We start from the raw sequence: 19440 nt of genomic DNA, 5'->3' as shown, positions 1-19440 counted from the left end.
TATAGATTTATTGTGCTATACAACCAAAGAATGATCCTCCAGGAAGCGGATGAATTCCCGCATGCATTTACTGATGTAACGCTCCTTGTTCCAGATCAGCACGACGTTCCACGGAATGGACGGATTCCGCAGCGGCAGAATGCGCACATTCTGGTTGGATACCTTCTCACAGAGCGGCTCAGGCAGAAAAGCGATGCCCAGATTAGCGGATACCAGCTCAACCAGCAGATCCCATTGAGCGCTCTCATAAGCAATATTGGCTTCAAACCCTGCGCTGACGCAGGCTTCAATAATATGCTGGCGCATGGCGAAGCCTTTGGCGAACAGAATCAGCGGTTCTTCGCGGAGATCGGTCAGGGAAGCCTCTGTGCGTGCCGCCAGCGGATGCGATTTATGGACAACAATTGCCAGATTCTCACGGACAAAAGGCTTGATTCCGAAGCTGCCCTCCCGGACAGGAAGCAGAACTGCTCCCAGATCGATACTGCCCTCCAGCACCATATTCTCCACATTCTTGGAGCCCTGTTCAATGAGCTCGAAGGAGATGTTGGGGTATTTTTTTTGGAACGGAGTCACGACTTTTGGAACGAATACGGAGCTGATCACCGGAGGAAGTCCAATCTTGATCGTGCCGGTCTTGAGGTTGCTGATGTCATCCAGCGTCATATGCAGATTGTCCACTGCCGCAATAATCAGCCGGATCTGTTCCATCGCTGCTGAGCCGGCATCGGTCAGCCTGACGTATTTGCCCGAGCGGTCAAACAAGATGACGCCAAGCTCGTCCTCCAGGCTCTTGACCATTTTGCTGAGGGTGGGCTGAGTCAGGTGAAGCTTCTCCGCCGCCTTGGTGATGTTGTGCAAATTGGCTACCTCAAGCACGTATTTCAGGTTCCGCACATCCAAAAGTAAGCGCCTCCAATCTATGATATATTTTCATGGTTCGCATGCGATGTCTGAATTTTACCCCCCAAAAAGCGCGTTGTACACTATATACATAAAGTCATCCGCATCACATTTGTCAATGGGCTGCAGCAAAAAACAGGAGGGGTTTGGTGTGGGGAAAGTAACGACGCTTGAAGAAATAGGCGGACTGTTTCATGACGGCATGACCATTATGGTTGGCGGTTTCATGGGAACCGGCGCACCTGATGCACTGGTGGGTATTCTGGTTGAGCGGGACATCAAAGACATTACGCTGATCTCCAGCGACACGGCTCTGATGGATACAGGAGTAGGCCCGCTGGTCTTGGGCCGGCGGCTGAAGAAGGTCATCGCTTCGCATATCGGCACCAATCCGGAGACGGGCAGACAGATGCTCGCCGGGGAGCTGGCGGTGGAGCTGGTGCCGCAGGGAACGCTCGCGGAGCGGGTGCGGGCAGGCGGTGCAGGACTCGGCGGCATTCTGACGCCTACAGGAACAGGGACAATGGTAGCCGACAATAAGCAGACGCTGACAATTGAGGGCAGAGAATATCTGGTGGAGCTGCCGCTGCGGGCTGACGTTGCCCTGCTGAAAGCGCACAAGGCGGATAAGGCCGGCAATCTGGTGTACCGCAATTCGGCGCGCAATTTCAATCCGCTGATGGCACTGGCCGCCGATCTTGTCATTGTTCAGGTGGATGAAATTGTGGAAACCGGGGAGCTTGACCCTAATATTGTAGTTACGCCTGGTGTTCTGATCGATAAAATCATCTGCTATAAGGAGAGCGAATAACATGGATACGAAAGAGCTGATTGCACGCAGGGCGGCGGTTGAACTGCATGACGGGGATGTAGTCAATCTGGGCATCGGGCTGCCGACGCTGATCCCAAATTATCTGCCGGCAGGCATCAACATTATTCTGCAATCCGAGAACGGCTATATCGGGCTTGGACCGGTGCAGGATACGATCATTCCCGATCTGGTCAATGCAGGAGGCAAACCGGCTAACATTCTGCCCGGGGGTTCCTTCTTCGACAGTGCCACTTCCTTTGCGCTTATCCGCGGCGGACATGTGGATGTTACGATTCTTGGCGGACTTGAAGTGGATGCGCACGGTAATCTGGCCAACTGGATGGTTCCCGGCAAAATGGTTCCCGGCATGGGCGGCGCCATGGATCTGGTCACAGGTGCAAGAAAAGTTATTGTCGCCATGGAGCATACCTCCAAGAACGGTGCCCCCAAAATCGTGAGCGACTGCAGCCTGCCGCTTACTGCGCGCGGCGCAGTAGCGATGATTATCACGGAGCTGGCGGTGTTCAGGTTCACCCCGCAGGGACTGGTGCTTGAGGAGCTGGCACCAGGCATAGAATTGGAAACGGTTACAAACAAAACGGGTGCAGCGTTTACGGTTTCTGCGGATCTGTCTCCCATGCGGAATATCCCTTCGGATGAGGTGTTGTTATGAATACAGCCAAAGAAATTGTCATTGTCAGCGCAGTGCGGACGGCACTCGGCACCTTTGGCGGAAGTCTGGCCGGGATTTCCGCTGTAGATTTGGGGGCGCTGGTCATCAAGGAGGCGCTGCGGCGGGCGGGCGTCACACCGGACCAGGTTGACGAAGTGATTATGGGCAACGTGCTTCAGGGCGGGCTGGGCCAGAATCCGGCGCGGCAGGCGGCGGTTAAGGCGGGCATTCCGGTTGAGGCATCCAGCTTGACCATTAACAAGGTGTGCGGTTCGGGCATGAAGGCGGTCCATCTGGCTGCGCAGAGTATTATGGCAGGAGACAGCGAGATTGTTGTAGCCGGCGGGATGGAGAATATGTCGAAGGCGCCTTATGTGCTGGATCAGGCCCGCTACGGCTACCGCATGGGCAACGGGACACTGATCGATACGATGGTGAATGACGGGTTGACCTGCGCATTCAACCATTACCATATGGGCATCACGGCGGAAAATGTCTCCGAACAATTCGGGATCAGCCGGGAAATGCAGGATGCCCTGGCGGCGTCCAGCCAGGAGAAGGCCGTGCGCGCCATTGAAGCAGGCCATTTCAAGGAAGAAATCGTACCTGTCATCATTCCGCAGCGAAAAGGCGAGGCCATTATCTTCGATACCGATGAGTTCCCGCGGAAAGGAACGACCGCCGGGAAGCTGGCAGCTCTCCGCCCGGCCTTTAAGCAGGACGGCAGTGTGACTGCCGGGAACGCCTCGGGCATTAATGACGGCGCTGCGGCGCTGGTCATTATGTCGGCGGAGAAAGCTGCTGCGCTTGGGCTGAAGCCGCTTGCGCGCATCCTGTCCTACGCGTCCGGCGGTGTGGATCCCTCCATCATGGGGATGGGTCCGGTTCCGGCAACGAAGAAGGCGCTGCAGCGTGGCGGCCTGACGATCGGCGACATCGATCTCATCGAGGCTAACGAGGCCTTTGCGGCGCAGATGCTGGCGGTAGGCCAGGCCCTGGACTTCCCGGAGGAGAAGGTCAATGTGAACGGCGGGGCCATCGCCCTGGGTCATCCGATCGGTGCGAGCGGGGCAAGAATTCTCGTAACACTGGTACATGCACTGAAGCAGCGCGGTGCCCGCACCGGACTTGCCACGCTCTGCATCGGCGGAGGGCATGGCGTAACGACGATTATTGAGCGGATCTAGGGCGGATCTAGAGCTGAGCTGGAACAGATATAGAACAGATCTAGAACAGATCTAGAACAGATCTAGAGCGGATCTAAGCTGCTGACACCCGCGAAGGTGGCATACTTGCCAGGATGATCAGAAGGTTTGTGAAATATGGAACAAGACTACTGCAGGCAAAGCTCCTATCACTGGGGCTTTGCTTATTTTTGATGAAAACTGCCAGACCAGCCTCCCCTCCCCAGATCCATTATCCTGAAGCGGACTGAGATTCCTCTATTTCCCATAAAAACCTGTAATATAGGATGAAGCGGACTGAGATTCCGTTATCTTATTCTTTTGAACCCGAAAGAAGGCATTTCAGGTCAATTAAGCGATTCTGAGTCCGTTTAACCTGTAATTTCGCCGGATTTACTCAAATAACGGATTCTCAGTCCTCCTCATAAACAGAAATACATACAAAAATATTGGATCGTGAGATATTTTGTAATCCTCAATCGTGTTAAAGGCAGGAGGCGAAAAAATGGAATGTCATTCTTTATTGCGTACGGATAAAGAATTTGCTGAACTATATCAACGGCGTGCAGATTTAGTCTACCGGCTTTGCTTCATTTACTTGAAGAATCCCGTTGATGTTGAAGATGCTGTTCAATCTGTATTTCTGAAACTGATTAAAGCTCCTATGGCTTTTAATGACCTGGAGCATGAAAAAGCATGGCTGACGGTAACTACCCGCAATTACTGTAAGGATATTCTTAAAAGCTGGTGGACAAGCCGCCGGGTAGCATTAGAGACTTTGCCGGATATTGTGTCTTGGAATGGTGAGGAACCAAGCGGTAAGGTGATTACAAAGCTGCTGTCACTTCCCGAAAAATACAAGACGGTTTTATATCTGTACTATTTTGAGGAGTATACGGTAAAAGAAATTGCAGAGATGTTAGAGCGCAAAGAAAGCACGATCCAAACGCAACTATCCAGAGGCCGTAAACGCCTTAAGATAGATCTGGGAGGTAATTATTTTGAGTAACAAGAATATTAATCAGATTTTTGAAGCTCTTACGCCAAGTGCGGAACAAAAAGAGAAAACTTTACATAGCATTCTACTGAAAGGCCCGGATGAGCATTCTTTTGAGCAAAAAGGGCAGAGAAAATTTCCTCCTGTTAAGCTGGTAAGACACGCGCTGCTTGCTGCCGTACTGATGGTGTGTTTAACCACAACTGCTTTTGCAGCAGCATATATGGGACTGGATGAAGCCTTCATTAAATTCCTTAAACCTGCCGATAACGATCAGGCTTTGTATTTGTCCAATGGCGCTTATGCAGTAGACCAAACAATAGATAATGAGTATGGATCGCTCACCATTAAGCAGGTGATAGGTGACAGCAATCTAACCTATATTTTAATGGACTTCACAGCTCCGGAAGGCACTGTTCTAAATGCGGCGAGATACCGTTTTCTCAGCATGACTACGACGAATCAAAGCTACCACAGTACAGGCTTTGAGGTGCTCGGCGATGGAGATCCTAATGATAATAAACTTAGCCTCGTCATGAATATAATGACCGAAAATTCCCTGGCAGGCCAAACCATTGACTTTAATCTTTATGATCTGCAAGCTGCAGATCCCTTACCCGGTATCTTTGAAACCGTCATTCCGGGTTCCTGGAAAACTTCTTTTAAGCTGGATTTCAAAGAGTACTCAACCCTTTATCAAATCAATCAGGGCATTACGATGTATGGTTATGAAGCAATCTTAAAAACGATCTCCGTTTCACCTATTTCAATTACGTTGAAGATTGACAGCGGATCATTGAAGGAGATTAACAAAGCCGCCGGCAGATCAGAAGAAATTGCTCTCAATGTATACTTGGACGACTTCCCTGTCACGATAAACTATAAAGACGGTACCTCGGAAACGACCAGCATTTTTACCGGATTAGCTACAAGCGATTATTTGAGCAACCAAATGCTTACGATCAAAACGTTTGATAATTTAATCAATGAGAAGGAAATTGTATCCTTCAAATTTTTCGGTAAAGTATTTCCGGTGAATAACTGAAACATCAAAAAGCAAGGCTCCAAGGACCGGAGCTTTGCTTTTTTTAATAAGCAGGATCGCTGCTGTATACCTTTTACCGGCTATTCATAAACTGGCTTACTGCGCGGTATACCCGCCGTCGATCAGCAGCGTGGAGCCGGTTACGCCCCCGAGGCGCTCGCTGGCGATCAGCATGGCGTAGTCGGCGATTTCTTCAACGGCCAGCAGGCGTTTCTGCGGGACGAGCGGATAGATGACTTCCTCCAGTACGCTCTCCAGCGGCACGTTCCGGGTTCGGGCGAGATCCTCCATTTGTCCGCGCACCAGCGGGGTATCCACATAACCCGGGCAGAGCGCATTCACGGTAATGCCGTGGGCAGCGCCTTCCAGCGCAGCGACCTTGGTCAGTCCGATCAGGCCGTGCTTGGCGCTGTTATAGGCGGCTTTACCGGCAAAGCCGATGACTCCGTTGATGGAGGCCATGTTGATGATGCGGCCGTAGCCCTGCTCCTTCATAATCGGGAAGGCATGCTTGATGCCGATAAAGGCGCCGGTCAGCATTACCTTCAGCATGAACTCGAATTTCTCCACGGGGAAATCCTCAATCGGTGACACATGCTGCAGCCCCGCGTTATTCACCAGTATGTCCAGTCTCCCGTAGACTTCTTTGGCTTTGGCAATAGCCGCGCTGTATTCCGCCTCCTGGGTAACATCGCATCGAAGTCCATAGGCTTCATAGCCCTGGGACTTTAATTCTTCGGCGGCGTTGACGGCCAGCTCCTCACGTACATCGGAAATGACCACCCTGGCGCCTTCATGGGTGAACTTGCGGGCGATTTCCAGACCGATGCCGCTGGCAGCGCCGGTGACGAAAGCTACTCTGTTTTCCAAAAATCTGCTCATTTCTGCATAACCTCCATGTGGATGAATTAGAAGATGGAAAGAACAATGGCAAGGGTGAATACGGCAATCGTCTTCAGGCAGGTGATGGCAAAGATATCTTTATAGGATTGCTTATGCGTAAGTCCGGTTATCGCCAGCAGGGTGATGACGGCACCGTTATGTGGAAGCGTATCCATACCGCCGGATGCCATGGAAGCGATGCGGTGCAGCATTTCCGGGCTGATCCCCAGCGTCTGTGCCATGGACAGGTAGGATTTGCCCATGACCTCCAGGGCGATGGACAAACCGCCTGAGGCCGAGCCCGTTACCCCGGCGAGAATGTTGACGGACAACGCTTCGGAAATTAGCGGATGATCGCTGATATTCATGATCCATTCCTGGATCGATTTGAAGCCTGGCAGTGTTTTGACAACGTTGCCGAAGCCTACTTCGGAGGCTGTATTGAAAATGGCAAGCAGGGAGCCCATAGCAGCGGCGGTCAGGCCAGCGGCCATTTTGCCTTTGACCTGGCGGATATTAATGCAGCCGGCAGCCACAACCCCGATGCAGAGGGCGATAATCAAGGCCCAGCTTGAGGATACCGTTTTGACATTGGCGATATTGAACGTTTCCAGCAGCGAGCTGCTGTACCAGTTCGTCACCGACATGGACGTCCGGCTGAGCAGGAAGTTAAATACGAGCACCAGCAGAAGCGGCAGAACGGAGATCCAGATGTTTGGATATTTGGCGTTCTCGAGCACCTCCGGCTCGTTCTTATGGCCAGTGCCATAGCCTTCCCCGTTAGCGGCGGCCTGCTTGCGGCGGCGTTCCAGCCACCACAGGCCGCCGATGAAGACGATCAGCGCGCCGGCAATACCGACGAGCGGAGCAGCATAGGCATCTGTACCGAAATAAGTGGTCGGGATGATGTTCTGAATCTGCGGCGTACCCGGCAGGGCATCCATCGTATAGGTGAACGCTCCAAGTGCGATGGTACCGGGAATGAGCCGCTTCGGGATATCAGCTTCACGGAAGATCGCTACAGCGAACGGATAGACAGCGAAGGCTACGACAAACAGCGACACGCCGCCATAAGTCAGCACGGAGCAGGCGAGAACAACAGCCAGCATCGCCCGTTTTGAGCCGAGTGCTTTGACAATCGTCTGGGCGATGGAAGAGGCCGCGCCGCTAAGCTCCATCATTTTACCGAAGATAGCTCCCAGCAGGAAGATCGGGAAGAAATTCTTAACGTAGTTTGCCGCATTCAGCATGTAAACTTCGGTGTAGCTCGGCATCAGGGCGACCCCTGAGATAACTACTGCAAGCAGTGTGAAAATAGGTGCAAAAACAATAACCGGAAACCCCCGGTAAGCGAAGAACATCAGCAGGCCAAGCGCCAGAACGATGGCTAAAACCTGAATAACCATGAGAACCCCCCTAATTAAATGTGTAACCTACCTTTTGCCTAAACGGAACCCTAGCTCTGTTCCAGAAACATCGAATATGCTTTCGTCCCTTCCAACCTTGTGCGCGCAGGTCATTTGTTATGATGGTAACGCTTACATTCAAAGTGTACAACAGCATTCTGCAGGCGTAAAATTCAAGCGGTGCATGCAATCCATGAAAAAATTTTATGGATAGGCCGGGACTATTTCTCCGCTTTCGCTTCAGGAAGGAGATCATTTCTGCACTTGCAATTTTGCTGTATAAAATATATTATAGATAAATAAAGTCTTTGATTGCGAACAAAGTCCATATTTAAGGTGGAACAAGACATGAAATACTCAAAAGCAACGAACTATGCGCTGCACACGATGCTGTTCCTGGTGGCTTACGCTCCGGATAAGCCGGTAGGCGTGCAGCAGCTTGCCGAGCGGCAGAATGTATCCCCAACCTATTTGTCCAAAATCCTGACCAAGCTGGTAAAGGCGGGGCTGGTAGAATCGGCATCCGGCGCGAATGGCGGATATCGTCTGAGACGCAGGAAGGAAGAGATCTCGTTCCTGGATATTATCCATGCGATCGAAGGCACGGCTTCGCTGTTCGACTGTACGCTTAATCATTCCAGCGAGTGTCTTATCCAGCAGGAGATGGTGAAGGCCGAGGGGCAGATGGAGGAGTATTTGCGCAATAAAATGATGTCCGAGCTTGCCGGAAAATTAACGGAGAGCCATTAAGCTCCGTTATTTTTTCGAGAATTTCATAGATATTCGAAGTCTGTTAAGTCTGTAAAACAAGAGAGGAATGATTTGAGATGAACAACGGATTATTTGATGCAGCAGTATGGGAGAAGGCCTGGAAGGAAGACCCTAAGGCAATGGCCAACAAATTCAAAGCAATGGGGATGGACCCGCACCGCAGCTTCGATCATAAGGCGAAGGTGTTCAACGAAGAGGTATTCAGCAGCGCCGGAAGAGACAGAAGTGAGCGGATTATCAGCTGGATGGAGGGCCAGGGGGTAGATTTCAATGGGTTGACTGTCCTGGATGTGGGCGCGGCTTCGGGCGGCTTCACCGTCCCTTTTATCGAGAGAGGGGCCAAGGTGACGGCAGTAGAGCCTAATATTCCGCTAGCCGAACTGTTTCTGCACAACACCGCAGGCTACGGCCCCGGTCAAGTGGAGCTGGTGCGCGTAGCCTTTGAGGATATCGATATTGCGGCCAAAGGCTGGCTGAACGCCTTCGATCTTGTGTTTGTGTCCATGTGTCCGGCGGTATTCGACTGGGAGAGTGCGGAGAAGGTTATTAGCTGCGCCCGGCAATACTGCTACATCAGCACATCGGCGGGGGTTCAGGAGCATAGCCTGATGAATGAGGTGCTGCCGCTGCTGACCGGCCGGGCAGTGCATGCGGAATCTTCGGATATGGCCTACCTGATGCAGCTGCTGTATTTGAAGGGATATTCCTACGAATCGATTGTGACCCGCGAGACAAAAAGCAAGGAGCTATCCATAGAGGCGGCGCTTGATGAAGTAATAGAGATGCTGCCTATGCATCATTTGGACGGGAAAGAGGCTGCCCTGAAGACAGTTACGGAATATTTGCAGACGGCTTATCCTGATGATAAGGTAGTTATCCGCCAGGGCGGACGGTTCGGCAAGGTGCTGATCAAGCTCCAGGATCTCAATATGTACAACAGAGCTGCGGCAGCCAAGCAGTAAATCACAACTTCATATATACATGACATTGTCTTTCCATGGAAAGATGCTATCATAGAGAGTAGATCCCCACGCGGGATCTATTTTATTATCCGGGAGGACTGAGGGCTATGAGCAGGAACAAGCGTATTTTCGAGCATGACCTGATGAAGAAAGTGGGTGAAATCTACTATGAGCCATAGTCTCGTAACGATTTCCCTGCGCCAGGAGCTGGTGCGGCAGTTGGTCTATCTCGATGAGCATAAATTCACTATTCTGGACAGGGGCAAGTGGGAGTCGCCGGCCGAGCGGGCGGAGATTCAGTCCATGATCAGGAGGTATCAGGAGGCGGTGGAGCAGATTCTGTCCGGCGGGGATGAGGCGCTTGAGCAATCAACTGTTCTGGTCGGTTCGCGGGTATCGCTGCGGATCGGCCAGGAAACGCTGAAGGATGCCTACAGAATTGTAATTCCCGGTGAAGCTGAGCTGGATGAATTCTGCATCTCCCTCTGGTCTCCGATGGGCAGGGGGCTGATTCTGGCGCGTCCCGGCGATACCGTCACGATCCAAACCCCGTTTGGCAGTGATGAAGTGCTGATACTGGATAATGTATATGATTGAAGCTGATTAAAAAAAGAGGCGTCCCGCATCATCCTGTGATGATTGGGGACGCCTCTTTGACGTGTTCTGAGAGTGGCCGGGCGGTGATTACAATTCTTCGATTTCCTGCAGCCAGAGCGCAGCGGAAGCATCACTCGGCATGCGCCAGTCGCCGCGCGGCGAGAGGCTGACCGTACCGACCTTCGGCCCGTCCGGCAGGCAGGAGCGCTTGAACTGCTGGGTGAAGAAGCGGGTAATGAACACCTTCAGCCAAGCCACCAGCTGCTCCTTAGGATAGGCCTCGCCGAAAGCGTGCTGGGCGAGGTAGAGCATTTTGCCGGGCGAAGCCCCTGTACGCAGCATGTAATAGAGGAAGAAATCATGCACGATGTAAGGTCCCAGAATGTTCTCGGTGAGCTGAACGATCTCTCCGGTAGCGGAAGGCGGCAGCAGCTCCGGACTGATTCCGGTCTCGATGATGCTGTACAGGAACTTGCCCACCGTCTCATCGGCTTCATGATCCGCATACCAGGCGACGACATACTGGATCAGCGTCTTCGGAATACCGGAGTTCACGCTGTACATGGACATATGGTCGCCGTTATAGGTACACCAGCCAAGCGCCAGCTCGGATAAATCGCCCGTTCCGATGACGATGCCGCCGTTCTTGTTGGCGAGGTCCATCAGAATCTGCGTACGCTCCCGGGCCTGGACATTCTCATAAGTCAGGTCATGCACATCTTTGTCATGGCCGATGTCCTCGAAGTGCTGGAGGCAGGCAGCCTTGATATCAACGACCTGAAGCGAGGCACCGAGTGCTTTGATCAGGCCGACTGCATTGTCGTAGGTACGGTTCGTTGTACCGAAGCCCGGCATCGTGACGGCAAGCACATCACTGGCCGGACGGCCGAGCAGCTCCATCGCCCGCACTGCGACCAGCAGCGCAAGCGTAGAGTCGAGGCCGCCGGAGATGCCGATTACGGCCTGCTTGGTGCCGATGTGGCGGATGCGCTTCATCAGGCCGGAGGTCTGAATCGAGAGGATTTCCTGGCAGCGTTCGTCACGCTGCAGTGGATTACCCGGGACAAACGGATTGACACCCACTGTCCGCTTCAGCTCACGCTGGCTGTTCTCACGGACGGGTGAAACGTAGAGCAGCTCGCGGTAATTGCGGCCGCCCTTGCCGGCCCGGAAGGTACCCATCACGGTGCGGGAATATTGAAGCCGCGGCAGGTCGATGTCGGCGGTGATCATCCGGCTCTCATGGGTGAAGCGCTCAGACTCGGCCAGCAGCTGGCCGTTCTCCGCGATCAGCGAGTGCCCGCCGAAGACAACATCCGTGGTGGATTCGCCGGTATTGCAGCCGGCATAGACATACCCGGCTACGCAGGAAGCGGACTGGCTGCCCACCAGCTGGCGGCGGTAATCGGCTTTGCCGACCAGCTCATTGCTGGCAGACGGGTTGAACAGCAACGTTGCCCCTGCCTGGGCCAGCAGGCTGCTTGGCGGCACCGGCACCCAGAGATCCTCACAGATCTCCACGCCGAAGGATACATTGCCATTGCTCTCGCAGGCAAAGATGAGATCATTGCCGATCGGTACAACGGCTCCGCCGATCCGCAGCTCGGACACTTCCAGTTCTTCCGCACCGGCGAACCAGCGCGGCTCGTAGAATTCGCTATAACCGGGAATGCAGGTCTTCACGACAATTCCGAGAATTTGACCCTGCTGGATGACGGCAGCGCAGTTGAACAGCCGACTCTTGATGGAGATGGGCAGGCCGGCAATGACGATCATCTTATGTTCTGCCGTTGCGGCAGTGATCCGGAGCAGAGCCTCCGTGGCAGCGTCAAGCAGCCTGGGCTGCAGGAACAGATCCGCACAGGTGTACCCCGTGATGCACAGCTCCGGGAGTACCAGGTACTCCACCTCCTGTGCCGCGGCATTATTTATCACTTCAATAATTTGTCCGGAATTGAATACGCAGTCGGCCACCTTGAGCTCGGGGGAAGCGGCAGCGACCCGCGCGAATCCGTGATTCTGCATGCATTTCACCTGTCCTTTACCTGTCCTTTAGTAGAAGTACACTATCTAAATATTGTACCCATGAATTGGCATCGGTAACAAGCGGGGATTTGCAGCAGGGTGCGGCAACCGAAGGGGATGCGCTTTTAACTTCGAAGAAGCTCCTGAAGAAGCCGGGAACAGCGTTGGCAAAGGTGTGGCTGCGTTGGCGGCAGGCAATAGTTGGATTTTCTCCACTTGATCATGAACGGAGGCGCATTTGCCGGGCAGCAGTTGGATAAACAGCACTTAATAGGCCGGAAATAGTCCAGTGTAGGGACAATGCCCGGAATTAAATGACGTTTCTCCAACTAATTACCTCTGACGCTCCCAAACATCCAAATTAAGATACGTTTATCCATTTAATGATGCAGAGCCAGAAAGGATACGACCAAAGATCACCATATATGCAGCTGCTAATTTCCATGGGGGGATTCAGCCGGTACCCAACCATTGATTTTAGGATGGGTTAACGGACCGGGGGACTCCCCTTTTCAAATCCATAGTCTCTTTCAACCTTGCAGATTCTTGTCTTATAAGTCAGATACCAGTCCGCAATCCCTTTCCGCTGGGCGACCAGATGCCGTTCGTTATGCTTCCATTGCTGGATAGCCTCGAGAGAATCCCAATAAGAGACAGTAATCCCTACACCTTCTCTGGCACTTTCTACTCCGAGAAATCCTGGCTGAGCGGCTGCAAGTTTGTCCATTTCATCGGCCATCTCCGCATATTGGTTATCCCCGTCGGTCCGTTCGGATGTGAAAATCACAGCATAATAAGGGGGCTCTGGTGTGTTGGCAATTTCACTCATGACTTTCCCTCCGTTTGTGGATTATTTCTTTATCTATAGTAGTGCATCTATTATCCGGATGTATAGCCTGACGGACTAATCTGCTTGTCAGAGCTTCACGAAGCACGCGCTGGTCTACATATGCGGGATGGCAGGGAGGGGATTGTGCAGCGGTAAGAAAACGGGCGGAGGAGTAAATCCGCGATTGAAGCCAGGGGCTTGTCTGCTGCGTTTGCGTGTATGCTTGTTTTGCGTTAGAATTTTGCCGAGAAGAAGGGAGGGCACTATTATGCCTACTGGAAAAGAATTAATCGAGGAAATCCGTGAAACAGAGGTGCCTTACGGCTGTCTGGCCGTCTGGTTTCTGGGACAAGCCAGTGCGATTATCAAAGGGGCAGAGGTGACCGTTTATATTGATCCATATGTCTCTCCTGACCCGGACCGGACGTTCCCGCCGCCGATTCCGCCTGCGGAAATTACGAACATGCAGGTATGCCTGATCACCCATGATCACTCGGATCATCTGGATGAGCGTGCGTTGCCTGAGCTCGCCAAATTGAATCCCGAAGCCCGGTTTATGGCTCCGGCGGTCTGCCTGGAACGATTGCAGGGACTCGGAATACAGAAGGAGCGCCTTACGGCAGCCTTGCCTGCTCATGCAGCAGAACCCGCACCCGGCCTGCAGGTGTTCCCGGTTGCCGCAGCGCATGAACAGCTGGAGCGTGATGAACAGGGCAACCCCAAGTATGTCGGCTACATCCTGCAGCTGAACGGGGTCACGCTGTATCATGCCGGAGATACGGTTCTGTTCCCTGAGCTGATTGAGGAAGTCGGCAGCCGGAAGATCGATCTGGCGCTGCTGCCGATTAACGGCCGCGACTACTACCGGGGAAGCCGCAATATTGTCGGCAATATGAACTACCGGGAAGCGGTGGAGTTTGCGGCGACCAGCGGCTTCGAGACCGTCGTTCCGCTGCATTATGATTTGTTCGCCGGAAACGCCGAGAATCCCGGGTATTTCGTCGATCACCTGTACCGCCATTTCCCGGAGCAGAAGTTTCATATGATGGCCAGAGCCGAACGGTTCGTCTATGTGTCAGCGCAGGCTTTTAAGAACAGCAGCCCTGACTCCGAGTAAGCGCATTCAAAACATCAGCCGAATTTCTTGAACACCATCCACAAAAGCGAAATCAGACACACGCCGACGGCGGCGAGAACCAGCGGAAACCACAGCGGAGCGGAGGTTGCAGTAATCTGGATCATCCCCATTCTGTGGTTCACCTCCTTCCGGTGCAGAGTTTGCGCTACTGCAGCGCAGGATAGAGCAGAGACACCTGATATTTGCTTAAGAAATCAATCCATTCTTCGGACGGCCGCTGATCGGTGACGATATAATCCACTTTGTCGAAGCTGAACAGCCGGATGAAAGCGATCCGGTCGAACTTGGAATGGTCGGCCAGGAGAACAACCTTGTTCGCCTGCTGCTGCATCAGCACCTTGAGCTCAGTCTCCGCTTCGTTCGAATCGCTGAGTCCGCCGGTCATGGAGAGCGCCTTGCAGCTGAAGATGGCCACATCCACATTATATTTCAGGATCGTTTGCGACGCCGTCGGCCCTACAAAAGAGCTGGTCTCCGGACCCAGAATGCCCCCCGTGGAAATGAGCTTCTGTCCGGAATGCTGGAACTCTGACAATACCGCCAGGGAATTGGTGATGATTGTCAGATTTTTTTTGTCCTCCACGATTCTCCGCAAGCCTTCAAAAGCCGTTGTGCTGGTATCGGTCATCACACTGTCCCCGTCACTGATCAGCTCCAGCAGACTTGCGGCAATCATCCGCTTCGCTTCAATGTTTACCTGGTGCCTGTGGGAGTATGAGGGGTCCTCGTTCGTATGGGCGTTCAGAATCGCCCCGCCGTAATTCTTCTTGGCAATGCCCTCCTTATCCAGCCGGTCGAGATCACGCCGGATCGTTTCCTCCGATACACCAAATTTCTGCGCCAGGTCCGCTACGTGGACCTTCTTGTGCCTGTAGAGCTCGTTGATTACAAGATCACGCCGTTCAAAAGCCTTCATTCCGTTGCCCACCCTTGATTAATTAGTTCCAGTCATAGTATATCAACTAGTTTACTACATATTTCTGCAAAACTTAAACTATTAAAACGAGCATAATCCCACACAATATTTATATTATATCACATAATACCACATGAATATCAAATGAAAAGTGTGGAATATTGTTGACTTTATGGGTTTGGAAATCTATGATGGAGAAGAAAAGGATTAGTCGGCGGGCAATAGCCATAGTTTGCAGACAGCAGCAGGCTGTATTTGATAGCGCTTACTAATCGGAGTATACCGCTCCTATGTAATTATTTTATCCATTATTCATTTCGGGGAGGAACAGCAGTGACAGCAAATTATCCGAAGATTGGTATCCGGCCTACGATTGACGGCAGAAGACGCGGGGTGCGTGAATCGCTTGAGGTCCAGACGATGGGTATGGCGGAGCGCGTGGCGGCATTTTTGCAGGAGAATTTATTTTATCCGGACGGTTCGCATGTGGAATGTATTATTGCCGATTCTACGATCGGCGGTGTGAAGGAAGCTGCGGCGGCAGCGCAGAAGTTCGCGGGTGCAGGTGTAGGCGTATCAATTACGGTGACTCCATGCTGGTGTTACGGATCGGAAACGATGGACATGGATGCCTCCATTCCGCATGCGGTATGGGGATTTAACGGAACGGAGCGCCCGGGGGCGGTATATCTGGCGGCAGTGCTGTCTGCTTATGCGCAAAAAGGCATTCCGGCCTTCGGCATCTACGGCGAAGATGTTCAGGAATCCAGCAGTGAGGAGATCCCGGCGGATGTGCAGGTAAAGCTCCTTCAGTTCGCAAGGTCCGCACTCGCGGCTGCGCTGATGAAAGGGAAGTCTTATCTGTCGATGGGCTCCGTATCCATGGGGATCGCCGGTTCTATCGTCAACGAGCAATTCTTCCAGGAGTACCTCGGCATGCGCAATGAATATATCGACATGTCTGAATATGTGCGGAGATTTGAGGAAGGGATCTATGATCCTGAGGAGTTCAAGCGGGCACTGGCCTGGGTGAAGGACAACTGCCGGGTCGGAGCGGACAATAACCCGCAGCATCTGCAGCTCAGCGAAGATGTTAAGGAAGAGCAATGGGAGACCTGTGTCAAAATGGCGCTGATCGCACGCGATCTGATGACCGGCAATCCGGAGCTTGCGAAGCTTGGCTTCGAGGAAGAAGCAAACGGCCACAACGCCCTGCTGGGCGGCTTCCAGGGCCAGCGTCAATGGACGGACCATTTCCCGAATGGCGATTTCATGGAGACTATCCTTAACTCCTCGTTCGACTGGAACGGCAGACGTGCGCCTTATATTGTCGCGACCGAGAATGACAGCCTGAACGGGGTCACGATGCTGTTCAATTATCTGCTGACGAATACGGCGCAGATATTTGCCGATGTCCGTACCTTCTGGAGTCCGGCTGCGGTGAAGCGTGTGACCGGATACGAACTGGAGGGGGCAGCGGCAGGCGGTCTGCTGCATCTGATCAACTCCGGCTCGGCGGCACTGGACGGAACTGGAGAGCAGAGCATTGACGGTAAGCCGGCGATCAAGCCTTTCTGGGACATTACGGATGAAGAAGCGGCTGCCTGTATTGCACAGACCCAGTTCCGCCCGGCCTCGCAGGAATATTTCCGCGGGGGCGGCTTCTCGACAGACTACCTGACCAAGGGCGGAATGCCGGTCACCATGGCCCGGCTGAATCTGGTCAAAGGTCTGGGTCCTGTGCTCCAACTGGTGGAAGGCTTCACGGTGGAGCTTCCGGGAGAAGTGCATGATACGCTCGATCAGCGAACGGACCCTACCTGGCCGACGACCTGGTTCGCACCGAAGCTAACGGGCAAGGGCTCGTTCCAGTCTGTATATGATGTAATGAACAATTGGGGCGCCAACCACGGTGCGATCAGCTACGGGCATATTGGAGCGGATCTGATCACCCTGGCCTCGATTCTGCGGATTCCGGTCAGTATGCATAACGTGGAGGATTCGCGTATTTTCCGGCCGCGTGTCTGGTCGCTGTTCGGCACAGAGGATCTGGAGAGCGCTGACTACAGAGCCTGCCGCAACTTTGGGCCGCTCTACTAAATCTGCAAAGTGAAGCGGGTGCGGAGATGATGGGCGAAGAGATTATCAAGCTGCTGGCAGTCGATTTGGGTGCGAGCTCCGGCAGGGTCATGCTGGGAACCTACGCTGGCGGAATCGTGGCGGTGGAAGAAATCCGCCGCTTCCCTAACGGGCCCGTAGAGGCCGATGGGCAGTTGTACTGGGATGTTCAGAAGCTGTTTCAGGAGATGAAGCAGGGGATTCTCGCGGCCGTGAAGTCTCACGGGCCCTTGCAGTCAATAAGTGTCGATACCTGGGGAGTCGACTATGGCTTCCTGGATGCAGAGGGAGAACTGCTGTATTCCCCGCATCATTACCGGGATCAGCGGATGGAGGGTATTGCTTTGGCGTTGGAGACAGCCCTGCCCCCTGAGGAGCAGTTCAGGCTGACGGGCAACCAGTCCAGTCCGATTAATACGGTGTATCAATTATTTGCCGATCTTCAGGCTAATCCGGAGCTCACACAAAACGCTAAACAGCTGCTAATGATGCCTGACCTGTTCAATTATATGTTCAGCGGCACAGCGGTGGCGGAGCAGACCATCTGGAGCACGAGCGGCCTGCTGACTCCGGATTCGTCGGCTCCTTCCGGCGAAGTGCTGCGCAGGCTGGAGCTGCCGGCGGAGCTGATTCCCCGGCTGGTGCCGGCTGGCACTATAATCGGCGAACTTCGGCCCGGACTTCAGGAAGAGCTTGGTTCCGGCCCGCTCAAGGTCATTGCCGGAGCTTCACACGACACAGCTTCCGCTGTCGCTTCCATCCCTTACGGGCTTGGAGGCTCTACCGGCGGAGAGGGTTCCGCCGCCTTCATCAGCTGCGGAACCTGGTCGCTGGTCGGGCTGGAGACTGCGGAGCCAGTGCTGAGCGCCGGGGCATGCACCTACGGCTTCACCAATGAGAGCTGCTTCGGCGGCACGAACCGGCTGCTGAAGAATATCACCGGCCTGTGGCTGCTGCAGGAGACCCAGCGCGGCTGGGCAGAAGCAGGGGAACCGCTCAGCCATCAGGAAGCAGCGGAGCTGGCTGAGGGTCTGGACCGGTCCGCAGCGCGAATCGCCGTTCTGGACCCGAATGATCCCCTCTTCAGCACACCAGGGGATATGCCCATGCGGATTGAATCGTATTGTATCCGCACAGGCCAGCCTGTACCGCAGACCCGGGCGGAGATCATCCGCACCATTCTGGAGAGTCTGGCCCAGTCATACGCCGGAACGATCCGTGAACTGGAGGCACTCACAGGCAGACCGGTCAGCTGCATTCACATGGTCGGCGGAGGCATCCAGAACAAGCTGCTGTGCCAGCTTACAGCGGATGCCACAGGCAAAGAAATTATTGCCGGACCGGTAGAGGCGAGTGCAATTGGCAACGTATTGGTGCAATTGACGGCATTGGGAGCGATTGAAGTCCCGGAAGCCAGAGCTGTTGTAGCCCGTTCCTGCGCCCCTGTCCGCTATCAGCCGGCTCTATTTACTATCCATAGCGATCAAGGAGGGCAAGTATGAATACGAATGAAGAGGAACTGCGCCGGCTGATCTGCGATATCGGCCGCAATCTGTTTAACAAGGATTTTATTGCTGCCAATGACGGCAATATCTCGGCACGTCTGTCGGCAACGGAGGTAATCACTTCGCCAACGGGTGTCAGCAAAGGTTACCTGCAGCCGCATATGCTGGTCAAAGTGAATCTGCAGGGGGATATCCTGGAAGCTGCGGAGGGCTACCGGCCATCCACGGAAGTGAAGATGCACCTGAAGATTTACAATGAGCTGCCGGAGATGGGCGGCGTAGTGCATGCGCATCCGCCGTATGCTACCGCTTTTGCCATCAAGGGCGAAGCGCTCGACAAGATGATGATGCCCGAGTCGGTCATTGCCATGGGGGATATTCCACTGGCGGCATACGGGACGCCTTCAACCGAGGAGATTCCCGATTCGCTGATCCCCTTCCTCGGCAAGAAAACGGCTGTTCTGCTGGAGAGCCATGGCGCATTGACCTGGGGCAAGGATGTCATGGCTGCTTATATGAATATGGAGCGGCTGGAATATACGGCGAAGCTGACCTTCCTGACCCGGATGATCGGCGGAGAACGTGAGCTTCCTCAGCACCGGATCGAGGAGCTGGTAGCTTTGAAATCGTTCTACGGCATGTAAGCCGTGGCTTCGACACAGGAATGAAGGAGGATAG

General features: G+C 53.6%; 18 protein-coding genes. 12 read left to right on the top strand and 6 right to left on the bottom strand.

Annotation, left to right across the window (positions count from 1 at the left end; translation table 11 throughout):
* Window positions 1-15 precede the first annotated feature (15 nt).
* Complete coding sequence (locus tag PBOR_RS24240) at window positions 16-897, bottom strand: LysR family transcriptional regulator (protein ID WP_245648293.1); 882 nt, start codon at window positions 895-897, stop codon at window positions 16-18.
* 157 nt (window positions 898-1054) lie between these two features.
* Here PBOR_RS24240 and atoD point away from each other — a divergent pair, with 157 nt between their 5' ends.
* From atoD to PBOR_RS24215, 5 genes are all read left to right on the top strand, one after another.
* Window positions 1055-1714, top strand: a complete 660-nt coding sequence (gene atoD / locus PBOR_RS24235) for an acetate CoA-transferase subunit alpha (RefSeq protein ID WP_099052490.1) — start codon at window positions 1055-1057, stop codon at window positions 1712-1714.
* A 1-nt stretch (window position 1715) separates the two neighbouring features.
* A complete protein-coding gene (locus PBOR_RS24230; protein ID WP_042216138.1) occupies window positions 1716-2387 on the top strand; it encodes a 3-oxoacid CoA-transferase subunit B in 672 nt (223 codons plus the stop codon).
* Complete coding sequence (locus PBOR_RS24225) at window positions 2384-3574, top strand: acetyl-CoA C-acetyltransferase (RefSeq protein ID WP_042216136.1); 1191 nt, start codon at window positions 2384-2386, stop codon at window positions 3572-3574. Before PBOR_RS24230 ends, PBOR_RS24225 begins: the two co-directional genes overlap by 4 nt.
* Before the next feature lie 502 nt (window positions 3575-4076).
* A complete protein-coding gene (locus PBOR_RS24220; RefSeq protein WP_042216134.1) occupies window positions 4077-4580 on the top strand; it encodes an RNA polymerase sigma factor in 504 nt (167 codons plus the stop codon).
* Entirely contained in the window at window positions 4573-5613 is a 1041-nt protein-coding gene (locus tag PBOR_RS24215) for a hypothetical protein (protein ID WP_042216132.1), read from the top strand. The genes PBOR_RS24220 and PBOR_RS24215 overlap by 8 nt, the downstream gene beginning before the upstream one ends.
* A 96-nt stretch (window positions 5614-5709) precedes the next feature.
* On the opposite strand, the gene PBOR_RS24210 is transcribed toward PBOR_RS24215, so the two are convergent.
* The gene (locus PBOR_RS24210; RefSeq protein ID WP_042216130.1) at window positions 5710-6495 is read right to left on the bottom strand and encodes a 3-hydroxybutyrate dehydrogenase; all 786 of its coding nucleotides are present in this window, start codon (window positions 6493-6495) and stop codon (window positions 5710-5712) included.
* A 26-nt stretch (window positions 6496-6521) separates the two neighbouring features.
* Window positions 6522-7901: a GntP family permease gene (locus PBOR_RS24205; RefSeq protein ID WP_042138820.1), complete on the bottom strand. Its 1380-nt coding sequence runs from the start codon at window positions 7899-7901 to the stop codon at window positions 6522-6524.
* A gap of 348 nt (window positions 7902-8249) precedes the next feature.
* Here PBOR_RS24205 and PBOR_RS24200 point away from each other — a divergent pair, with 348 nt between their 5' ends.
* From PBOR_RS24200 to PBOR_RS35680, 3 genes are all read left to right on the top strand, one after another.
* Complete coding sequence (locus PBOR_RS24200; RefSeq protein WP_039295309.1) at window positions 8250-8651, top strand: RrF2 family transcriptional regulator; 402 nt, start codon at window positions 8250-8252, stop codon at window positions 8649-8651.
* Between the two features lie 77 nt (window positions 8652-8728).
* A complete protein-coding gene (locus tag PBOR_RS24195; protein ID WP_042216129.1) occupies window positions 8729-9634 on the top strand; it encodes a methyltransferase domain-containing protein in 906 nt (301 codons plus the stop codon).
* 156 nt (window positions 9635-9790) lie between these two features.
* Entirely contained in the window at window positions 9791-10231 is a 441-nt protein-coding gene (locus PBOR_RS35680; protein WP_157764114.1) for a GreA/GreB family elongation factor, read from the top strand.
* A gap of 87 nt (window positions 10232-10318) precedes the next feature.
* Here PBOR_RS35680 and PBOR_RS24185 read toward each other — a convergent pair whose 3' ends face one another.
* Window positions 10319-12256 (bottom strand): NAD(+) synthase, encoded by a 1938-nt coding sequence (locus tag PBOR_RS24185; protein ID WP_042216127.1) that lies wholly within the window; start codon window positions 12254-12256, stop codon window positions 10319-10321.
* A gap of 487 nt (window positions 12257-12743) precedes the next feature.
* On the bottom strand, window positions 12744-13085 hold the full coding sequence (locus tag PBOR_RS24180) for an antibiotic biosynthesis monooxygenase family protein (RefSeq protein WP_042216125.1): 342 nt from the start codon (window positions 13083-13085) through the stop codon (window positions 12744-12746).
* 268 nt (window positions 13086-13353) lie between these two features.
* Between PBOR_RS24180 and PBOR_RS24175 the strand changes: the two genes are divergently transcribed.
* On the top strand, window positions 13354-14202 hold the full coding sequence (locus tag PBOR_RS24175; protein WP_042216123.1) for an MBL fold metallo-hydrolase: 849 nt from the start codon (window positions 13354-13356) through the stop codon (window positions 14200-14202).
* 166 nt (window positions 14203-14368) lie between these two features.
* Here the strand turns inward: PBOR_RS24175 and PBOR_RS24170 are convergent, their stop codons facing one another.
* Window positions 14369-15139, bottom strand: coding sequence for a DeoR/GlpR family DNA-binding transcription regulator (locus PBOR_RS24170; protein ID WP_042216121.1), 771 nt, complete (start codon window positions 15137-15139; stop codon window positions 14369-14371).
* 333 nt (window positions 15140-15472) lie between these two features.
* Between PBOR_RS24170 and PBOR_RS24165 the strand changes: the two genes are divergently transcribed.
* From PBOR_RS24165 to PBOR_RS24155, 3 genes are read left to right on the top strand one after another with little or no spacing between them, the layout of a single operon-like run.
* On the top strand, window positions 15473-17239 hold the full coding sequence (locus PBOR_RS24165) for an L-fucose isomerase (RefSeq protein ID WP_042216119.1): 1767 nt from the start codon (window positions 15473-15475) through the stop codon (window positions 17237-17239).
* Between the two features lie 26 nt (window positions 17240-17265).
* Complete coding sequence (locus PBOR_RS24160) at window positions 17266-18759, top strand: rhamnulokinase (RefSeq protein ID WP_042216117.1); 1494 nt, start codon at window positions 17266-17268, stop codon at window positions 18757-18759.
* Window positions 18756-19406 (top strand): class II aldolase/adducin family protein, encoded by a 651-nt coding sequence (locus PBOR_RS24155; protein WP_042216115.1) that lies wholly within the window; start codon window positions 18756-18758, stop codon window positions 19404-19406. The genes PBOR_RS24160 and PBOR_RS24155 overlap by 4 nt, the downstream gene beginning before the upstream one ends.
* Window positions 19407-19440: the final 34 nt, after the last annotated feature.

This window comes from Paenibacillus borealis, assembly GCF_000758665.1.
In the GTDB taxonomy this organism is placed as follows: domain Bacteria; phylum Bacillota; class Bacilli; order Paenibacillales; family Paenibacillaceae; genus Paenibacillus_AQ; species Paenibacillus_AQ borealis.
The sequence above is the reverse complement of the archived record's forward strand: the minus strand, read 5'-3'. Positions and strand labels throughout refer to the sequence as shown.

Bases quoted from the DNA above. Each gene is read 5' to 3' on its own strand.
- PBOR_RS24220 (WP_042216134.1), top strand. From the start codon at position 4,077: ATGGAATGTCATTCTTTATTGCGTACGGATAAAGAATTTGCTGAACTA.
- PBOR_RS24200 (WP_039295309.1), top strand. From the start codon at position 8,250: ATGAAATACTCAAAAGCAACGAACTATGCGCTGCACACGATGCTGTTC.
- PBOR_RS24180 (WP_042216125.1), bottom strand. From the start codon at position 13,085: ATGAGTGAAATTGCCAACACACCAGAGCCCCCTTATTATGCTGTGATT.
- PBOR_RS24185 (WP_042216127.1), bottom strand. From the start codon at position 12,256: ATGCAGAATCACGGATTCGCGCGGGTCGCTGCCGCTTCCCCCGAGCTC.
- PBOR_RS24230 (WP_042216138.1), top strand. From the start codon at position 1,716: ATGGATACGAAAGAGCTGATTGCACGCAGGGCGGCGGTTGAACTGCAT.
- PBOR_RS24175 (WP_042216123.1), top strand. From the start codon at position 13,354: ATGCCTACTGGAAAAGAATTAATCGAGGAAATCCGTGAAACAGAGGTG.
- PBOR_RS24155 (WP_042216115.1), top strand. From the start codon at position 18,756: ATGAATACGAATGAAGAGGAACTGCGCCGGCTGATCTGCGATATCGGC.
- PBOR_RS24210 (WP_042216130.1), bottom strand. From the start codon at position 6,495: ATGAGCAGATTTTTGGAAAACAGAGTAGCTTTCGTCACCGGCGCTGCC.
- PBOR_RS24170 (WP_042216121.1), bottom strand. From the start codon at position 15,139: ATGAAGGCTTTTGAACGGCGTGATCTTGTAATCAACGAGCTCTACAGG.
- PBOR_RS24195 (WP_042216129.1), top strand. From the start codon at position 8,729: ATGAACAACGGATTATTTGATGCAGCAGTATGGGAGAAGGCCTGGAAG.
- PBOR_RS24160 (WP_042216117.1), top strand. From the start codon at position 17,266: ATGATGGGCGAAGAGATTATCAAGCTGCTGGCAGTCGATTTGGGTGCG.
- PBOR_RS24225 (WP_042216136.1), top strand. From the start codon at position 2,384: ATGAATACAGCCAAAGAAATTGTCATTGTCAGCGCAGTGCGGACGGCA.
- PBOR_RS24205 (WP_042138820.1), bottom strand. From the start codon at position 7,901: ATGGTTATTCAGGTTTTAGCCATCGTTCTGGCGCTTGGCCTGCTGATG.